The sequence below is a fragment of the Terrabacter sp. AAH1 genome, assembly GCF_054456855.1.
The window spans coordinates 137,977-153,116 of record NZ_JBTJJV010000006.1 but is presented as its reverse complement, the minus strand read 5'-3'; the positions used below and the strand labels follow the sequence as shown (position 1 = coordinate 153,116).

The window sequence follows — 15,140 nt, the reverse complement described above, 5'->3', positions numbered from 1 at the left end:
GTATGCCGTCCGATGTCGACGGCGTGCGCCTCTGGGTCGTGGTGCCGGCGTGGAACGAGCAGGCCGGCATCGCCGCCACGATCGCTGCGCTCGCCGCCCAGCGCGACCGCGACTTCCGGCTCGTGGTCGTCGACAACGGCAGCACCGACGCAACGGTCGCCGAGGTCGAGCGTGCCTGTGCGGCATACGGTCTCGGGGTCACCGTGGTCACCGAACCTCGCAAGGGCACCGGTGCCGCGGCCGACACCGGGGTGCGCCACGCGATCGCCCGCGGAGCGACCCACGTGCTGCGCACCGACGCCGACACGCTGCCGTCTGCGGACTGGACGGCCGTGGCTCGACGGGCGTTCGGCGCGGGCGCCGACCTCGTCACGGGCCCGATGCGCGCCCGCTCCGACGAGGTGCGGCTGCGTCCGTGGGAGCGCATCGTGCTCCCCGGCGTCATCGGCCTGTGCCAGGCCTTCGGCCGCTTCCGCCCGGGCAACCGCGCGCCCGAGCTGCTCGGCCCCTACCGGATGAGCCCGGGCTGCAACCTCGGCGTCAGCGCCCACGCGTACGAAGCGAGCGGCGGCTTCCCCCGCACCGCCATCGAGGAGGTCCACGAGGACCGCGAGCTCGTCAACCGCATACGCCGGGTGTCGGCCCGCGTCGAGCACCACCGTGACCTCGTCGTGCACGCCTCGGTGCGCCGGCTGCGTGCCTACGGGCTGCGCAACACGCTGCGCTGGTACCTGGACCACAGCCACCGACCGGACGTCGTCGACGTGCGGACCGTCGCGTGAGGGCGCTGCGTCCCACCGACGCGGGCAGCCGCTGGGAGTCGAGGCTTGTCCGCTCGGCACATCCGGTCGTCGCGCGGGTCGTCGACGCAGCCGTCTCCGGGCGAGCGGTGGTCCGCCTGCCGGGGGTCGGTGTGCTCGTCGCCGACGCCAGTGCCGCCCGGCGCGTCCTCACCGACACCGAGTCCTTCGTCAAGAACGGGCCCGGCTCCTCGGGGGCGCTCTGGACCCCCGTGCTCGGCGAGCGCGTCCTGCTCAACATGGAGGGGACCGAGCACCGGGCACTGCGGCGCTCGCTCGCCGACCTGTTCTCGCCCAAGGCGGTCCGCGAGGTGCACGAGGCCGCCACCGGACCTCTCGTGGCGCGCGCGAGGCAACGGCTGGAACACGGTGACGAGGTCGACGTCGTCGAGCTCGCGCGAGCGGTGTCGGCGTCCACCATCGGGGCGGTGGTGGGGCTGGACCCGGCCACGCCGCCGTCGGTGCTCTTGGACGCGGGAGACGCGATCGAGTCGACGGTGCGATGGCGCACCCGCACGCTCGACGCCGACGACGTGGTGAGGGCTCGGGCGTCGCTGGCCGTCGTGCAGGACGCGGCCGAGGCCGCCCACGTGGAGGGCTCATCGTCCACCGTGATGGGCCGTCTTGCCCGACAGGGTGTCTCGCTCGCCGACGCACGTGCACTTGCCGCGGCCCTGTTCCTCACCGGCACGGGCACCGTGAGCAGCGCCCTGCCGCGGATCGCCGGGCAGCTCGCCGACGCAGGGCTCCTGGCGCCGTCCACGGCGTCCCGGTGCGACGTCGGGGCGGTCGTGGCCGAGGGGCTGCGCATGACGACGCCGAGCCTGGCCACCCTGCGGCGGTGCGCCACGGACGCGGACGTCGACGGCCTGAGGGTGCGCGCGGGCGAGCGCGTCGTGGTTCTGCTCTGGTGGGCGACGCGACGCGAGGGCGGCTTCGACCCCGGACGACGGACCGAGGGCGACCTGCGCCACCTCTGGTTCGGCGCCGGTCCGCACTTCTGCCTGGGGGCGCCCCTCGCCCTCGCAGAGCTGACCTCGATGACGGGGATGCTGCTCGACGTCGCGAGCGACCGCGGGCTCGTGGTCACGGGCCGGCGGGCCGCCAGACGGGTGCTCGTGCCTCGGTATGCCGAGCTGCGGCTCCGAGCCGCCGCGCCGGCCGGCGACGCCCGCGCCGACACGGCAAGGCGCGGGGCAGCGGCGCGGCAGGTCGCGGGGTCGGCGACGTGACCGCACCCCGTGTGGCCACGACACCCACCACCGACCTCGTCTCCGCCCTGCTCACGCGCGGCGCGGAGCAGCCCCGGCGTCTCGCCATCCGCGACAGCCACGGCCGTTCGGTGACCTACGGTGACCTCGCGGACGGGATCGCCTCTGTCGCAGCGCATCTCAGTGCCGCCGATCTGGCCGTCGGTGATGGTGTGCTGCTCGCCCTTCGGCCGTCGCCGCGCGCCGTGATGGCAGCCCTCGGCGTCGTGCTCGCCGGGGGAGTGGTCGTCGTCGCCGACCCGGGGGCCGGGGAGGCACTGCTCGACGTGCGCCGTCGCACCGTGCCCGTGGCGGCGGCCGTCGCCGACACCGTCGTGCACGCGGCCACCCGTCCTCCGTTCTCCACGCTGATCGCACGGCTGCCCGCGACCTCGGGCCTGCAGCTGCCAGACCTCTCCACGCCCGGCCTGCTCCACGTCGTGTCCGGGCCGCGACTCCCCGGCGTCCCCGCGAGCGCGACCCGCTGGGAGTCGCTGCCGCGCGGCCCGTTCGCGCCCACCGAGCTGCCGCCCTCGCGAGACGCGCTCGTCGTGTTCACGTCGGGTTCCACCGCGGCACCACGTGCGGTCGTCCACACGGTCGCGTCGCTGTCGGCAGGAGTGCACGCAGCCGTCGAGGCCCTGCACCTCGGCGGCGAGGTCGTCCTGCACACCGACCAGCTCATGCTCGGCCTGCCCGCCCTCGTCGGAGGGGCCGTCTGGTCCCTCCCCTCCGTGACCGCCTCCACCGCGGCGTGGGTGCGCCAGGCGCGCCGCGAGCGCGCCACCCACGCGTACGCCGTCCCGGCCAAGCTGCTCGACGCCGCTTCGCGCGGCCTCCCCCCGACGCTGCGCACCGTGGCCACGGGTGGGGCGCCCGTGCTGCCCGCGACCGTCCGCAGGCTGTCGGCCCTCGCACCCGGCGTGGAGGTCCGCGCCGTCTACGGCCTCACCGAGGCGCTGCCGGTCGCCGTCGCCACCGGGGAGGAGGTGCTGTCCTCCCCGCCGGACCGCACCGTCCTCGGGCACCCCCTCCCCGGCGTACGCGTCCGCATCGACCGGGCCGACGCGTCGGGTGTCGGGGAGATCGTCGTGCGAGCGCCGCAGGCACGCCACCGGATCGCCGGCCACGCCGCCGACACGGAGGTCCACACCGGAGACCTCGGTGAGCTCGCTGCCGACGGCTCGCTCCTGCTGGCCGGCAGGGCGAAGAACATGATCATCCGCGGGCAGACGAACATCTACCCGGAGCTCGTCGAGCCGCTGCTGCTGGAGCGGCACGGGACGCGGCTGCGCGACTGCGCCCTCGTCGGACTGACCGACCCGGTCTCGGGTGACGAGCGGGTCGTGCTGGCGGTCGTGCCCGTGCCCGGCGCCTCCCACGCGGACGCGCGTGCCGTGGCCCGCGAGGTCCACCGCTCGTGGGCGCAGCTGGCCGACGAGGCCTGGCGCCCGGACGACGTGCTCGTCGTCGACACCGTCCCGCGGCGAGGGCGCTCCAACGCCGTCGACCTCGAGGCCCTGCACGAGCTCGTGGCGCGCGCACCGCGGGCGGCGCGGGCGTGAGGGTCGCGGTCACCGGAGCCAGCGGCTTCGTCGGCGGTGTGGTGTCGGAGGCACTGCTCCGGCGTGGCCACGACGTGCTCGCGCTCAGCCGGCGGCCCGTCCGGCCACGGCCCGGGCTGGAGCACCGCCGCTGGGATCTCACCTCCGGGCCCCTGCCCGAGCCCGGAGCCGTCGACGCGGTCGTGCATGTTGCCGCACACGTCGACGAGTGGGACCCCTGGCCGGTGCACGAGGCGGTGACCGTCGAGGGCACGAGGTCGGTGCTCCGGACGTGGCCGCACGCGCACATCGTGCTCGTGTCGTCGTGCAGCGTCTACCCGCTGCGGGCGCCGCACGCCCCGCGGCACCGCCTGACCGAGGCGGTGCCCGTGACCAGCCGTCCTCTCTCTGCCTACTCGCGGGCCAAGGCCGCTCAGGAGCGCCTCGTGCTCGCTCGTGAGGACGCCGTCGTGCTGCGGCCGCACGCGGTTCACGGGCCGGGCGACACCACGCTGCTGCCCAGGCTCGAACGTGCCCGCCGCCGTGGCCTGCTGCTGTGCCCGGGCAGCCATTCGACTCGTCTCCACCTCACGGACGTGTCCCTCGTGGCCGAGGCCGCAGCCGCCGCCTGCGAGTCCGGCTCCTGCACAGGGGTGCTCAACGTCGCCGATGCCGCACCCCTGCGTCTCGCGGAGGTCGTGGCGGGCGTCGCAGCCGCCAACGCATGGACCGAGCGCCCCGTCTTCACCGGGACACCGGCCGCCTGGGTCGCTGCCCTGCTCCTCGAGGGGGCGGCGCGGGCGGCCGGCTCGACCACAGCACCGCTGCTGACGGCATACGCGGTCTCGCACCTCGCGGTCAGCCGCGAGTTCGACACGACCCGGCTGCGGACGCAGCTGGGTGTCGAGCCCCGGCCGACCGACCTCTCCCGCTGGCATCCCGGGCCAACGGCACACGACTCACACGCCTGACATCCGGCCGGCACAGCGCCCGCACAGGTTGCGACCCGAACCTGAGTCCCATGACCTCCCTCGCCCATCCCGAGGCCCGTGAGCACTCCGCGGCCCGCAGCCCCCGCCGAGCCGCAGCGCCCACGCCACGTTGGTGGCGAGATGTGTCCGTCGTATTCGCTTGGGGCGCAACGCTTTTCGTGGTAGCGCTCTGGGTTGCCGGGGGAGGGCTCACGGCGTTCGGGTCTGCCGGGGAGATGCTGACGAACCTCGGCCGGCTGAGCGGGCTGCTCGCCTCGGTGCTCATGCTCCTGCAGGTGCTGCTCATGGCCCGCATCCCCTTCGTCGAGCAGGCCTGGGGCCAGGACGAGCTCGCCCGGGTGCACCGCCTCGTCGGCTTCACCTCGTTCAACCTGATGCTCGCGCACATCGTGCTCACGATCCTGGGCTACAACGCGGGCACCGACCTCGGCGTCATCGGGACCTTCGTCGACGAGGTGCTGCACTCGCCGGGCATGCTCCTGGCGCTCGCCGGCTCGATCGCCCTCGTGATGGTGGTCGTCACCTCGGTCAAGAAGGCCCGGGCGCGCCTGCGCTACGAGTCGTGGCACCTGCTCCACCTCTACGCCTACCTCGGCGCCGGGCTGGCGCTGCCGCACCAGCTCTGGACCGGGGAGGACTTCAGGTCCTCGCCCGCAGCCACGGTCTTCTGGTGGGGGCTGTATGCCGCCGCGCTCGTCTCCGTGGTCACCTTCCGCGTCGTCCTGCCGATCGTGCGCTCCCGCCGTCACCGGCTCGTGGTCTCGCAGGTCGTCGCCGAGTCGCCGACCGTCACCTCGGTCGTGGTGACCGGACGCCACCTCGACCGGCTGCCCGCCCGTGCCGGCCAGTTCTTCCAGTGGCGCTTCCTCGACGGCCCCGGCTGGACCCGAGCGAACCCGTACTCGCTCTCTGCCGCTCCCGACGGACGTTCGCTGCGCATCACCGCCGAACGGGTCGGCTCCTCCAGCGAGCGCCTCGCGACGCTCCGTCCCGGCACGCAGGTCCTCGTCGAGGGCCCCTACGGCCGGCTCCACACCGGTGTGCGCACCAGCCCCAGGACCGTCCTCATCGGCGCCGGCATCGGGATCACCCCGCTGCGGGCCATCCTCGAGGAGCTGCCGCCGTCACCCGACGGGGTCGTCGTCATCTACCGCGTCGGCAGTCAGTCGGACATCGTCCTGGGCGACGAGCTGCTCGACCTCGCCCGGTCCAAGGGCGGTCGCGTCGTGGCCGTCGTGGGCCACCGTGTGCGCGACCGAGCGAGCTGGCTGCCCGCCGACGCGGCCCACCTCGGCGACGCCGAGGCCTTGCTGCGGATCGTCCCCGACATCGCCGAACGCGACGTCTACGTCTGCGGCAACCCCACCTGGATGGAGGCCGTCATCGCCGCTGCCCACGAGGCCGGCGTGCCGCGCGAAGCCGTCCACCACGAGCGCTTCAGCTACTGACCCCGAACCACGAAACGAGACCCCCATGCGCCGCATCGTCCTCTGGGCCATGAGCACCATCACCGTGCTCGTGCTGCTCTTCAGCTACAGCACGTCCCGCTCCTCGACCGCAGTCGTGGCGGCCGAGGGCCGACAGGTCACCACCACGAGCAAGACGTCGGAGAGCAGCGGGTCCTCCTCGGGGTCGTCCTCGGCCTCCTCCGGCGACTCGTCCGGCCAGGAGCCCGCCGCCGACGCCGGGACCGCGGACGACACGTCCGACACGGGCGCGGCCTCGGGCACCACGGGTTCGACGGGGTCGTCGGGGTCGGGCTCCTCCGGCTCGGGGTCGTCGTCCGGCTCCGGCTCGACCACGGTCGAGGGCGACGCCGTGATGACCCGCTTCGGCAACGTCCAGGTGAAGATCACCGTCGCCGGCGGAAAGATCACCGCCGCCGAGGTGCTGCAGGTGCCGTGGGAGGACCGGCACGACCAGATGATCAACTCCCGCGCCGTCCCCGTCTACAACGAGGAGACGGTCCAGGCCCAGTCGGCCGCCATCGACGTCGTCTCTGGTGCCACGGTGACGTGGGAGGGCTACACCCAGTCGCTCCAGTCGGCCATCGACCGAGCGAACATCTGACCGCCGTGCAGACACGGACGAGGGAGCGCAGGATGAACGGACCCGTGGCCGGCCAGCCGGACAACCCGCCGGCCCTGCCGCGACGGGCCTGGGTCGAGCAGGTGATGGGCATGCCCGTGAGCATCCACCTGCGGGGCGCCGGCGTCGACACGCCCGCGGCGGCCCGAGCGGTGGAGCAGGCCTTCGAGATCGTCCGCGAGATGGACTCGGTCTTCTCGACGTACCGCGACGACTCCGACCTGGTGCGGCTGCGCCGTGGGCAGGTGCAGCTGGAGCAGTGCAGTCCCCTCGTCGAGGAGTCGCTGCGGATCGGGCAGCAGGCCGAGGCGCTGACGAAGGGCGCCTTCACGACGCTCCTGCCCACCGGGGAGGGAGACCTCGCCTTCGACCCGACCGGGCTGGTCAAGGGGTGGGCGGTCGACCGCGCCTCGACGCCGCTACGGCAGCTCCGCGGAGTCTCGTTCTGCATCAATGCCGGCGGCGACCTGCTCGTGGGCGCGCACGAGGACCTGCCGGTCTCGGGACCGCAGGCGATCCAGTGGCGGGTCGGCATCGAAGATCCACGCGACCGCCAGCGCATCGCCAGCACCCCCACGTTGGCGCGGGGTGCCGTTGCGACCTCCGGGACGGCAGCGCGCGGCGCCCACCTCTACGACCCCGTGAGGGGCGAGCCCGTCGGGCGTGCCGGCTCGGTGACGGTCACGGGCCCGACGCTGCTGTGGGCTGACATCTGGGCCACCGCCCTGTTCGTGGGGTCGCAGGCCACCAGGGAGGCCTTCGCGACGAGTGCCACGGACTACCTGTCGACCGCGCTCTGAGACGAACCGCGTCGCTCCACCGCGACGTCGAACCGCGCCGCCGAGACGACGGCAGCCCGGTGCCGCAAGGACAAACTCCGCAAGGCCGCCCCAACCCGGGCGGCCTTGCGTCGTTCTTGCGGAAACCCTGCGTGGAGCGGCGGACGCCCCTTGCGCTTTGCTCGTCACAGTCGAAGCATCAGCCGGTCCGACGGGTAGCGGACGCTGACACGAGACCTTCGGGCGAGGGCCCGCCGATCGGGGGAAGGAGCGCCATGACGGACATCGCCGACGTCGACCCTGCGACGACGGCGCGTGCCCGTGGCGCCCACCCCGGTCGGCGGGCCACCTCGAGGACGTGGGCGGGGGGAGTCGTGCCGAGCGGGGCGCGCCGTCCGGCGGGAGGCCGGCCCGCCGCGGTCGGCTGCGCGGCGCGCCTCCCGGGAGACCGGCATGGCAGCTGACGTCGTCGTGGGTCGGGCCTGCCCCGCGCTCGCGACGCAGCAGCTGGACCCCGCAGCCCTGACGCGCCTCGCAGGCGAGCTCGAGAGCTCGGACCTGGCGCGCTCCATCGCCCGCACCTACCTCCGGATGCTCGAGGGACGGCTCTCGAGGGCAGCGACCGCCCTTGCACGTCGCGACGACATCGCAGCGATGGACGTACTCCTCAGCCTCCGCGTGTCCTCCGCAACGGTGGGCCTCGTCCGACTCGAGTCCGCGGTGCTGTGCGTCATCGACGCGGTTCGTCGTGGAGACCGCGAGCTGGCGAGCGACCTGGGTGCCTCGATGGCCGGGATCGCCCCCGAGGCGGGAGCGGCCCTGCAGTCACACCTCGATGCGACGGCGTCCGTCGCCCAGCCCGACGCCCTGCGCCGGACACCCTGACGGGACGTCAGAAGGCGTCGGGCTCCTCCATGCGGTAGCCGACGCCCCGGACGGTGCGGATCGGAGCCCGTCCGCCGGCCGGACCGAGCTTGGTCAGCTTGCGACGGAGGTTGCCGACGTGGACCTCGACGAGGTGCTCCTCCGACCATCCCGGACCCCACAGGCCGTCGAGCAGCACCGCCCGTGACCACACCCGACGTGGTGCGCTGAGCAGTGTTGCCAGCAGGTCGAACTCGGTGCGCGTCAGGTCGGCCTCCTTGCCGTCGACCGTGACAACGCGGCCCTCGGCGTCGACGGCGATGCGGCCGTGCCTGATCGTCGTGGCGTCCGACTCGCCGCCCGAGGGGGTGGCGGCGGGCGTGGGCGCGGGTGGGCTGCCGTTGGTGCCGGCCGCAGGCACGTCGGCCGTGGCGCGGACGGCCCGGGGCCGCCGGAACATCGCGTTGACGCGCGCCTGGAGCTCGCGCGGGCTGAACGGCTTGGTGAGGTAGTCGTCGGCGCCGATCTCCAGACCCATGAGCCGGTCGATCTCGTCGGTGCGGGCACTGATCATGACGACGTACGCCTGGCTGACGTCGCGCACGCGGCGGCAGACCTCGATGCCGTCGAGGTCGGGGAGCCCGAGATCGAGGGTCACGAGGTCGGGGTCGTTGGCCATCACGAGGTCGAGGCCCGCTTGGCCGGAGGCGGCGGCCGCGACCTCGAAGCCCTGCATCGTCAGGCTGTGCGTGATGAGCTCGCGGATGTCGTCGTCGTCCTCGACCACGACCGCAGTGCGTTCAGAGCCCGTCATGGCGTGATTGTTGCAGAATGTGGGCGTTTGACCCGTCAGTTGTCGCGGCCCGGCGGTTCGTCGGCCGGTTCGGTTGCGCCAGAACGGCCGTCGGACCTCTGCGCGGACGTGGACCCGAGCCGCTCCTCCAGTGCCGCGGTCTCCGTGACGGGCAGGTCGCAGACCATGCCCCGGCACACGTAGGCCGCAGCGCCTCCGTCCACGAGGGGGCGGTCGGCGAGGAGCGGAGCGCCGGGCTGGTCGGGCTCACCCCGGACGACGACGAGTCCCGGACTCGGTGACCGCCGCGCCACCTGTTCCAGGGCGTCGGCACGGGCGCCGGCCCCGACGACGGCCACCTGGAGCGGCCCCGCCACGAGTGCCTCCGCGACGGCGAGACTCCACCCACCGAACCTCGGCTCGCGCACGGCGAGCCCCAGGCCTGCGGCCGTGGCCCGCGCTCCCGCCTCGAGCGCGCGGGGGTCGCCGGTCACGCCACCGAGCGTGACCAGCGCGCCGGCCAGGGCCGACTGGCCCGCCGGCTCGGCGTTGTCGGCGGCGCTCCGCGGACGCAGGTAGAGGGTTTCGGCGCTGTCGGCCGTGTCGTGGAAACCGCCGTCGTCGGCGGCGAAACCCGCCGCGGCGTCGAGCACTCCGCGGGCCGCGTCGAGCCAGCGCACCTCCCCGGTGACCTGGTGGAGCACGAGGAGGCCCTCGGCGAGGTTCCCGTGGTCGTCCGCGACGGCTCGGGCGCCGCCGACGACGCCGGACCGCGAGGCACGCCGCAGCCCGCCGTCCACGAGGTGCACCTCGAGCACGTGGTCGGCACAGGCCCGGGCGGCCGCGACCCAGGCGGGCACGTCGAAGACGGCGCCGGCCCCGGCCAGCGCCGCGACGGCCAGTCCGTTCCACGACGTCACGACCTTGTCGTCGCGCCCGGGTTGCGGGCGCGTCGAGCGCGACGCGAGCAGCCGTGCCCTGACGTCGTCGAACCACTCGGCGTCCGTTGCGTCCACGGGCAGCTGCAGCGTCGAGGACCCGTGCTCGAAGGTCCCGGCGGGAGTGACCACGAAGAGCTCGGCGGCGGCATCGGCGTCATCGCCCAGCACGTCACGCAGCTGAGCGGGCGTCCAGGCGTAGGTCAGCCCCTCGACCCCGTCGGCATCGGCGTCCAACGACGAGGCGAAGCCGCCGGTGTCGGTGCCCAGGTCGCGGATGACGAAGTCGGCCGTCTCGCGGACGATCCTCGCTGCCAAGGGGTCTCGGGTGACCTTCCACCACGAGGTGTACGCGCGCAGCAGCAGGGCGTTGTCGTAGAGCATCTTCTCGAAGTGCGGCACCACCCATCCCGCGTCGACGGCATACCTGGCGAAGCCCCCTGCGAGCTGGTCGTACATGCCGCTGCGCGCCATCGCCCGGAACGTCCGCGAGGCCATCGACAGCGCGTCGGCGTCGCCGGTGCGGGCGTGGTGGCGCACGAGGAACTCGAGCACCATCGACGGAGGGAACTTCGGCGCCCCACCGAATCCGCCTGAGGCCACGTCGAACTGGCGGGCCAGCAGCTGGACCGCGCTGGAGAGCGCTTGCGGCTCGACGGCATACGGCGTCGGTGGTGCGAGTGCACCCGCGAGCGTCGTCGCGATGTGCGTCCCCGACGCCCGCACCTCGGCCTCACGGGTGCGCCACGCCTCGTCGAGCGCCGCCAGCACGCGCAGGAAGTGGTCGCGGGGAAAGTACGTGCCGCAGAAGAACGGCTCGCCCTCGGGTGTCAGGAAGACGGTCATCGGCCAGCCGCCCTGACCCGTCGTCGCCGTGACGGCCGACATGTAGGCGGCGTCGATGTCGGGACGCTCCTCACGGTCGACCTTGACGGACACGAAGCGCTCGTTGAGCGCGGCTGCGACGGTCTCGTCCTCGAACGACTCGTGCGCCATGACGTGGCACCAGTGGCACGCCGCGTAGCCGACCGAGAGCAGGATCGGCACGTTGCGCTCACGCGCCTCCGCGAAGGCATTCGGTCCCCACTCCTGCCAGTGGACCGGGTTGTCGCGGTGCTGCAGCAGGTAGGGGCTCGTCGCGTCGGCGAGGCGGTTGGTCATGACCCCACGCTAGGTGAGGCCGCGCCGCGGACGGTTGCGCGGACGGTTGCGCGGACGTTTGCGCGGGCGGCAGGACGGAGCGAAGCCCCTGCGAAGGGCTCCGCTCCGTCCGCGGTACGGCCGGGTCGCCACCGGTCAGGCGACGGCGTACCGGCGCCTCGCGATGCCCAGCCCGAGCAGGGAGATCACGGCGACCGCCATGTAGTAGAAGCTCGGCGCGCTGAGCGAGCCGGTCAGACCGATGAGCCAGGTGAGCACGAGCGGGGCGATCCCACCCATCACGGTGACGCCGACGTTGTAGGCGACGGAGACGCCGGTGGCCCGCACGTCCCGGGGGAACAGGACCGTCAGCAGCGCGGGGAGCGGCCCGAAGTAGAAGGCCATGATGACCCCGAGGACACCGATGGCGACGATCAGAACCGGCACGGTCGGCGAGGCGATGACCACCGCGAACAGCGGCCACGCGAGCACGAGCGCCCCGATCGCGGCCCAGAACATCACCTTGGCCGGCCCGACGCGGTCCGCAAGTCGACCCACCAGCGGGACCCCGACCATGGTGACGACGCCCGCCACGACACCTCCGAGGTAGGCGGCGCTCGCCGGCACCCCGAGGTTCTTCACCGCATACGTGGGCATGAAGAGGATGAGGTAGACCGAGATCGTCGCCACGCCGACACACGCCGACCCGGTGAGAACGCGTCCGATGTGCTCCGTCAGGGTCGCCCGGATCGGTGTCTCGTGGGCAGTGCTCTCGGCGAACTCCTTCGTCTCCGACAGGCGAGCCCGGATGTAGAGACCGACTGGGCCGATGAGGCACCCGAGGATGAACGGGATGCGCCAGCCCCACGAGTACAGGTCCTGCTTCGAGAGCTGGTTGAAAAGCACGTAGCCGAACGCCGACGCGAGGAACATCGAGATGCCCTGGGCCGCCACCTGCCACGAGGCGTAGTACGCCTTGCGGTGCGGCGCGGTCTCGACGAGGAACGTCGTGGCCGAGCCGAACTCGCCGCCCGCGGAGAAGCCCTGGACGAGGCGCGAGACGAGGATGATGACGCCCGCCCACGCGCCGACCGCCGAGTAGGTCGGGGCCGCCGCCATCAGCAGCGTGCCGACCATCATGAGCAGGAGGGTGAGGGTCAGCGCCTTCTTGCGCCCGTGCCGGTCGCCGTAGCCGCCGATCAGCATGCCGCCGAGGGGCCGGACGAGGTACGAGATGGCGAACGTGGCGAACGTGAGGATCAGGCCGAGCGTGTTGTCGCCCTCGGGGAAGAAGTTCTCCGCGATGACGATGGCGAACGACGCGTAGACGATGATGTCGAACCACTCGAGGGCGGCGCCGATCGAGCTGCTGATGACGGCCTTGCGCGCCTGGGCGAGGCGCTCGGGCGTCACGTCCGACGGGGTGTGGGTGAGGACGGTCATGGTGCTCCTTGGGTCCGGACGGGGATGTCAGCCGCGCAGGTCGGCGCGAACGTGGTCGAGGAGGTTGTCGAGGAGGGAGTCGCAGCGGTCGAGCTGGTCGAGCTCGACGAACTCGTCCGGCGCGTGGGCCTGGGCGATGTCCCCGGGACCGCAGACGACCGTCGGGATGCCGGCCCGCTGGAAGAGGCCGGCCTCGGTGCCGTAGGCGACCTTCTCGAGCGACGGGTCCGCGCCGAGCCGCTCGACCAGCGCGATGACGTCGGCGTCCTCGTCGGTCTCGAGGCCGGGGGCCTGCGCGCCGATCGACACCTCGACCCGCGCATCCGGGTGCTCCTCCTGCATCAGGGCCTCGATGCGAGCGGCCTCCTCGCGGAACCTGGTGACCGTGGCGTCGACGTCGACGGCGGCGATGGCGCGGAACTCGAACGTGAGCGTGCACTCCGCAGGGACCGTGTTGACGGCGATGCCGCCCTCGACCTGGTTGACCGTCGCGGTGGTGAAGGGCACGTCGTAGTACTCGTCGAACGGGCCTGCCGTGCGGAACTCGTCCGCGACCTGCCGCACGAAGCGGACGAAGAGCGCGGCGTACTCGATCGCGTTGACGCCGTGCGGGGTGCGGGAGGAGTGCGCCGCGACCCCGTGCAGGGTGACTCGGACCATCGTCAAGGCCTTGTGGCCGCGGATGACCCGCATGCTGGTCGGCTCGCCGACGATGCACGCCCGGGGCTCGAGGCCACGCCGCACGATCTCGTCGACGAGGGAGACGGCGCCGACACAGCCGACCTCCTCGTCGTAGGAGAAGGCCAGGTGCACCGGTTCGCGCAGCGGGGTGCCGGCCAGCTGAGGCACCTTCGCGGCGACCGCCCCGACGAAGCCCTTCATGTCGCACGTGCCACGGCCGTACAGGCGCCCGTCGCGCACCTCCGGGACGAACGGCTCGCTGGCCCAGTCCTGCCCGTCGACCGGCACGACGTCGGTGTGCCCGGAGAGCACGATGCCACCGGTCGTGGTGCCGTCGGCCGCGGGGAAGGTCGCGAGCAGGTTGGCCTTGGTGCCCTCGTCGTTCGGGATGAGGACGGGCTCGACGCCGTGCGCGCGGATCTCCGCGGCGAGCAGGTCGATGAGCTCGAGGTTGCTGTCGCGGCTGGTCGTGTCGATGCGCAGCAGCCGCGTGATCCAGCCCAGGCTGGGCGTCCGGGTCAGGGCGTCCTCGTCGGGTGAGGCGGTGGGTGTCTCGGTCTCGGGGGGCATGTGTGGGGCTCCGGGGTCAGGTTTCTCGGGGCATTTGTCGGTTGGCGGCAGTAGGGCGAGGATGGCAGGCATGCCGAAGGGTGCCGCTCGAGCGCAGGATCACGCGTCACGTGCTGAGATGACGCAGGATTCCGCCAGAGCGGTCGACGAGCTCGACCTGGCCGTCGTCAACTGCCTCCAGCTGAGCCCACGAGCCTCGTGGACCCTGGTGGGCGAGGCGCTCGACGTCGATCCCGTGACGGTCGCGCGCCGCTGGCAGCGCCTGTCGTCCGAGGGGATCGCCTGGGTCTCGGGCCGGGCCGCCGGGCAGGGCCTGCCGGAGTCGTGCCTCGCGGTCGTCGAGCTGAGCTGCGCGGCCTCGGAGACCCTGGCCATCGCCGCGCGCATCACCGAGCTGCCGCAGGTCCTCAGCGTCGAGCACACCAGCGGTCCCCGCTCGTTGACGGTCCTCGTGGAGGTGCGCGACCTCGCCTTCCTGTCCCGGTTCCTGCTCGACTCGCTCGGCTCCATCCCCGGCATCGTCGCGACGAGCAGCCACGCGGTGACGAAGGTCTACTCCATGGGTGACCACTGGCAGCTGCACGTCCTCGACGCCCGGCAGCGCGCGGTGATGGGCAGGGGTCCGCACCCTCGGGTCGACGGGCTGACGTCGGAGCAGGCCGACCTCTCACGTCCGTTCGACGCGGTCGACCGGCAGGTGACGCTGTTGCTGGGTGAGGACGGCCGTATGCCGGTGACGACCATCGCGGCGCGGACCGGCTTGAGCGAGAGCACGGTCCGCCGGCGGCTCGGCGCGCTGGTCGGCAACGGGCGGGTCGTCCTCCGGTGCGACATGGCCCTGCCGGACTCGGGCTGGCCGGTCATCAGCTGGCTGTGGGCCTACGCCGACGCCGGCGACGTCGACAGCGTCGCCATGGCGCTGCGCCGCCTGCCCGGCATCCGCGTGTGCTGGCGCATCTCGGGCGGCCGGCCGAACCTCATGCTCGCCCTCACCACGCACTCGCTGCACGAGCTGTCACTCGTCGAGGCACGGCTCGCTGCGGAGGTGCCCCGCATGTCGATCCTCGACCGGTCGATGGTGCTCCGGTCGATCAAGCGAATGGGCCGCGAGCTCGGGGCGGACGGGCGCAGCGTGCGGGCCGTGCCGATGGACATCTGGGCCGACCCGGCGGGGATGCCGGGGGAGTGAGGCGACGAGCCGGCCGCGCCGCCCCCTCCTCGCCGACCGCAGCGACCGCAGCGACCCCGGCGACCGGGG

Annotated in this window: 13 protein-coding genes; 9 read left to right on the top strand and 4 right to left on the bottom strand. The window is 73.1% G+C overall.

Features of this window, described 5'->3' with window-relative positions; all coding sequences use genetic code 11:
- Positions 1–2: 2 nt before the first annotated feature.
- From ACXR8F_RS11960 to ACXR8F_RS11925, 8 genes are all read left to right on the top strand, one after another.
- A complete protein-coding gene (locus tag ACXR8F_RS11960) occupies positions 3–782 on the top strand; it encodes a glycosyltransferase family 2 protein (RefSeq protein ID WP_458800701.1) in 780 nt (259 codons plus the stop codon).
- Entirely contained in the window at positions 779–2,032 is a 1,254-nt protein-coding gene (locus ACXR8F_RS11955; RefSeq protein WP_458800699.1) for a cytochrome P450, read from the top strand. Before ACXR8F_RS11960 ends, ACXR8F_RS11955 begins: the two co-directional genes overlap by 4 nt.
- Entirely contained in the window at positions 2,029–3,615 is a 1,587-nt protein-coding gene (locus ACXR8F_RS11950; protein WP_458800697.1) for a class I adenylate-forming enzyme family protein, read from the top strand. Before ACXR8F_RS11955 ends, ACXR8F_RS11950 begins: the two co-directional genes overlap by 4 nt.
- A complete protein-coding gene (locus tag ACXR8F_RS11945; protein ID WP_458800695.1) occupies positions 3,612–4,565 on the top strand; it encodes an NAD-dependent epimerase/dehydratase family protein in 954 nt (317 codons plus the stop codon). Before ACXR8F_RS11950 ends, ACXR8F_RS11945 begins: the two co-directional genes overlap by 4 nt.
- Positions 4,566–4,744: 179 nt before the next feature.
- A complete protein-coding gene (locus tag ACXR8F_RS11940; protein WP_458800693.1) occupies positions 4,745–6,034 on the top strand; it encodes a ferredoxin reductase family protein in 1,290 nt (429 codons plus the stop codon).
- A 25-nt stretch (positions 6,035–6,059) separates the two neighbouring features.
- Positions 6,060–6,656, top strand: coding sequence for an FMN-binding protein (locus ACXR8F_RS11935; RefSeq protein ID WP_458800691.1), 597 nt, complete (start codon positions 6,060–6,062; stop codon positions 6,654–6,656).
- A 32-nt stretch (positions 6,657–6,688) separates the two neighbouring features.
- Positions 6,689–7,474, top strand: a complete 786-nt coding sequence (locus ACXR8F_RS11930) for an FAD:protein FMN transferase (protein ID WP_458800690.1) — start codon at positions 6,689–6,691, stop codon at positions 7,472–7,474.
- 432 nt (positions 7,475–7,906) lie between these two features.
- Positions 7,907–8,338: a hypothetical protein gene (locus ACXR8F_RS11925; protein ID WP_458800688.1), complete on the top strand. Its 432-nt coding sequence runs from the start codon at positions 7,907–7,909 to the stop codon at positions 8,336–8,338.
- A 7-nt stretch (positions 8,339–8,345) separates the two neighbouring features.
- Here the strand turns inward: ACXR8F_RS11925 and ACXR8F_RS11920 are convergent, their stop codons facing one another.
- The 4 genes from ACXR8F_RS11920 to argE all read right to left on the bottom strand — a co-directional run bounded on the left by ACXR8F_RS11920 (position 8,346) and on the right by argE (position 13,882).
- On the bottom strand, positions 8,346–9,131 hold the full coding sequence (locus ACXR8F_RS11920; RefSeq protein WP_045191739.1) for a response regulator transcription factor: 786 nt from the start codon (positions 9,129–9,131) through the stop codon (positions 8,346–8,348).
- Between the two features lie 35 nt (positions 9,132–9,166).
- Entirely contained in the window at positions 9,167–11,209 is a 2,043-nt protein-coding gene (locus ACXR8F_RS11915; protein WP_458800687.1) for a thioredoxin domain-containing protein, read from the bottom strand.
- A gap of 135 nt (positions 11,210–11,344) precedes the next feature.
- Entirely contained in the window at positions 11,345–12,631 is a 1,287-nt protein-coding gene (locus ACXR8F_RS11910) for an MFS transporter (RefSeq protein ID WP_458800685.1), read from the bottom strand.
- A 27-nt stretch (positions 12,632–12,658) separates the two neighbouring features.
- Positions 12,659–13,882 carry an acetylornithine deacetylase gene (gene argE / locus ACXR8F_RS11905; protein WP_458800683.1) on the bottom strand — a complete coding sequence of 408 codons (1,224 nt, stop codon included), beginning with the start codon at positions 13,880–13,882 and terminating at the stop codon, positions 12,659–12,661.
- A 118-nt stretch (positions 13,883–14,000) separates the two neighbouring features.
- On the opposite strand from argE, the gene ACXR8F_RS11900 reads away from it, so the two are divergent.
- Positions 14,001–15,071: an Lrp/AsnC family transcriptional regulator gene (locus ACXR8F_RS11900; RefSeq protein ID WP_458800681.1), complete on the top strand. Its 1,071-nt coding sequence runs from the start codon at positions 14,001–14,003 to the stop codon at positions 15,069–15,071.
- Positions 15,072–15,140 lie beyond the last annotated feature (69 nt).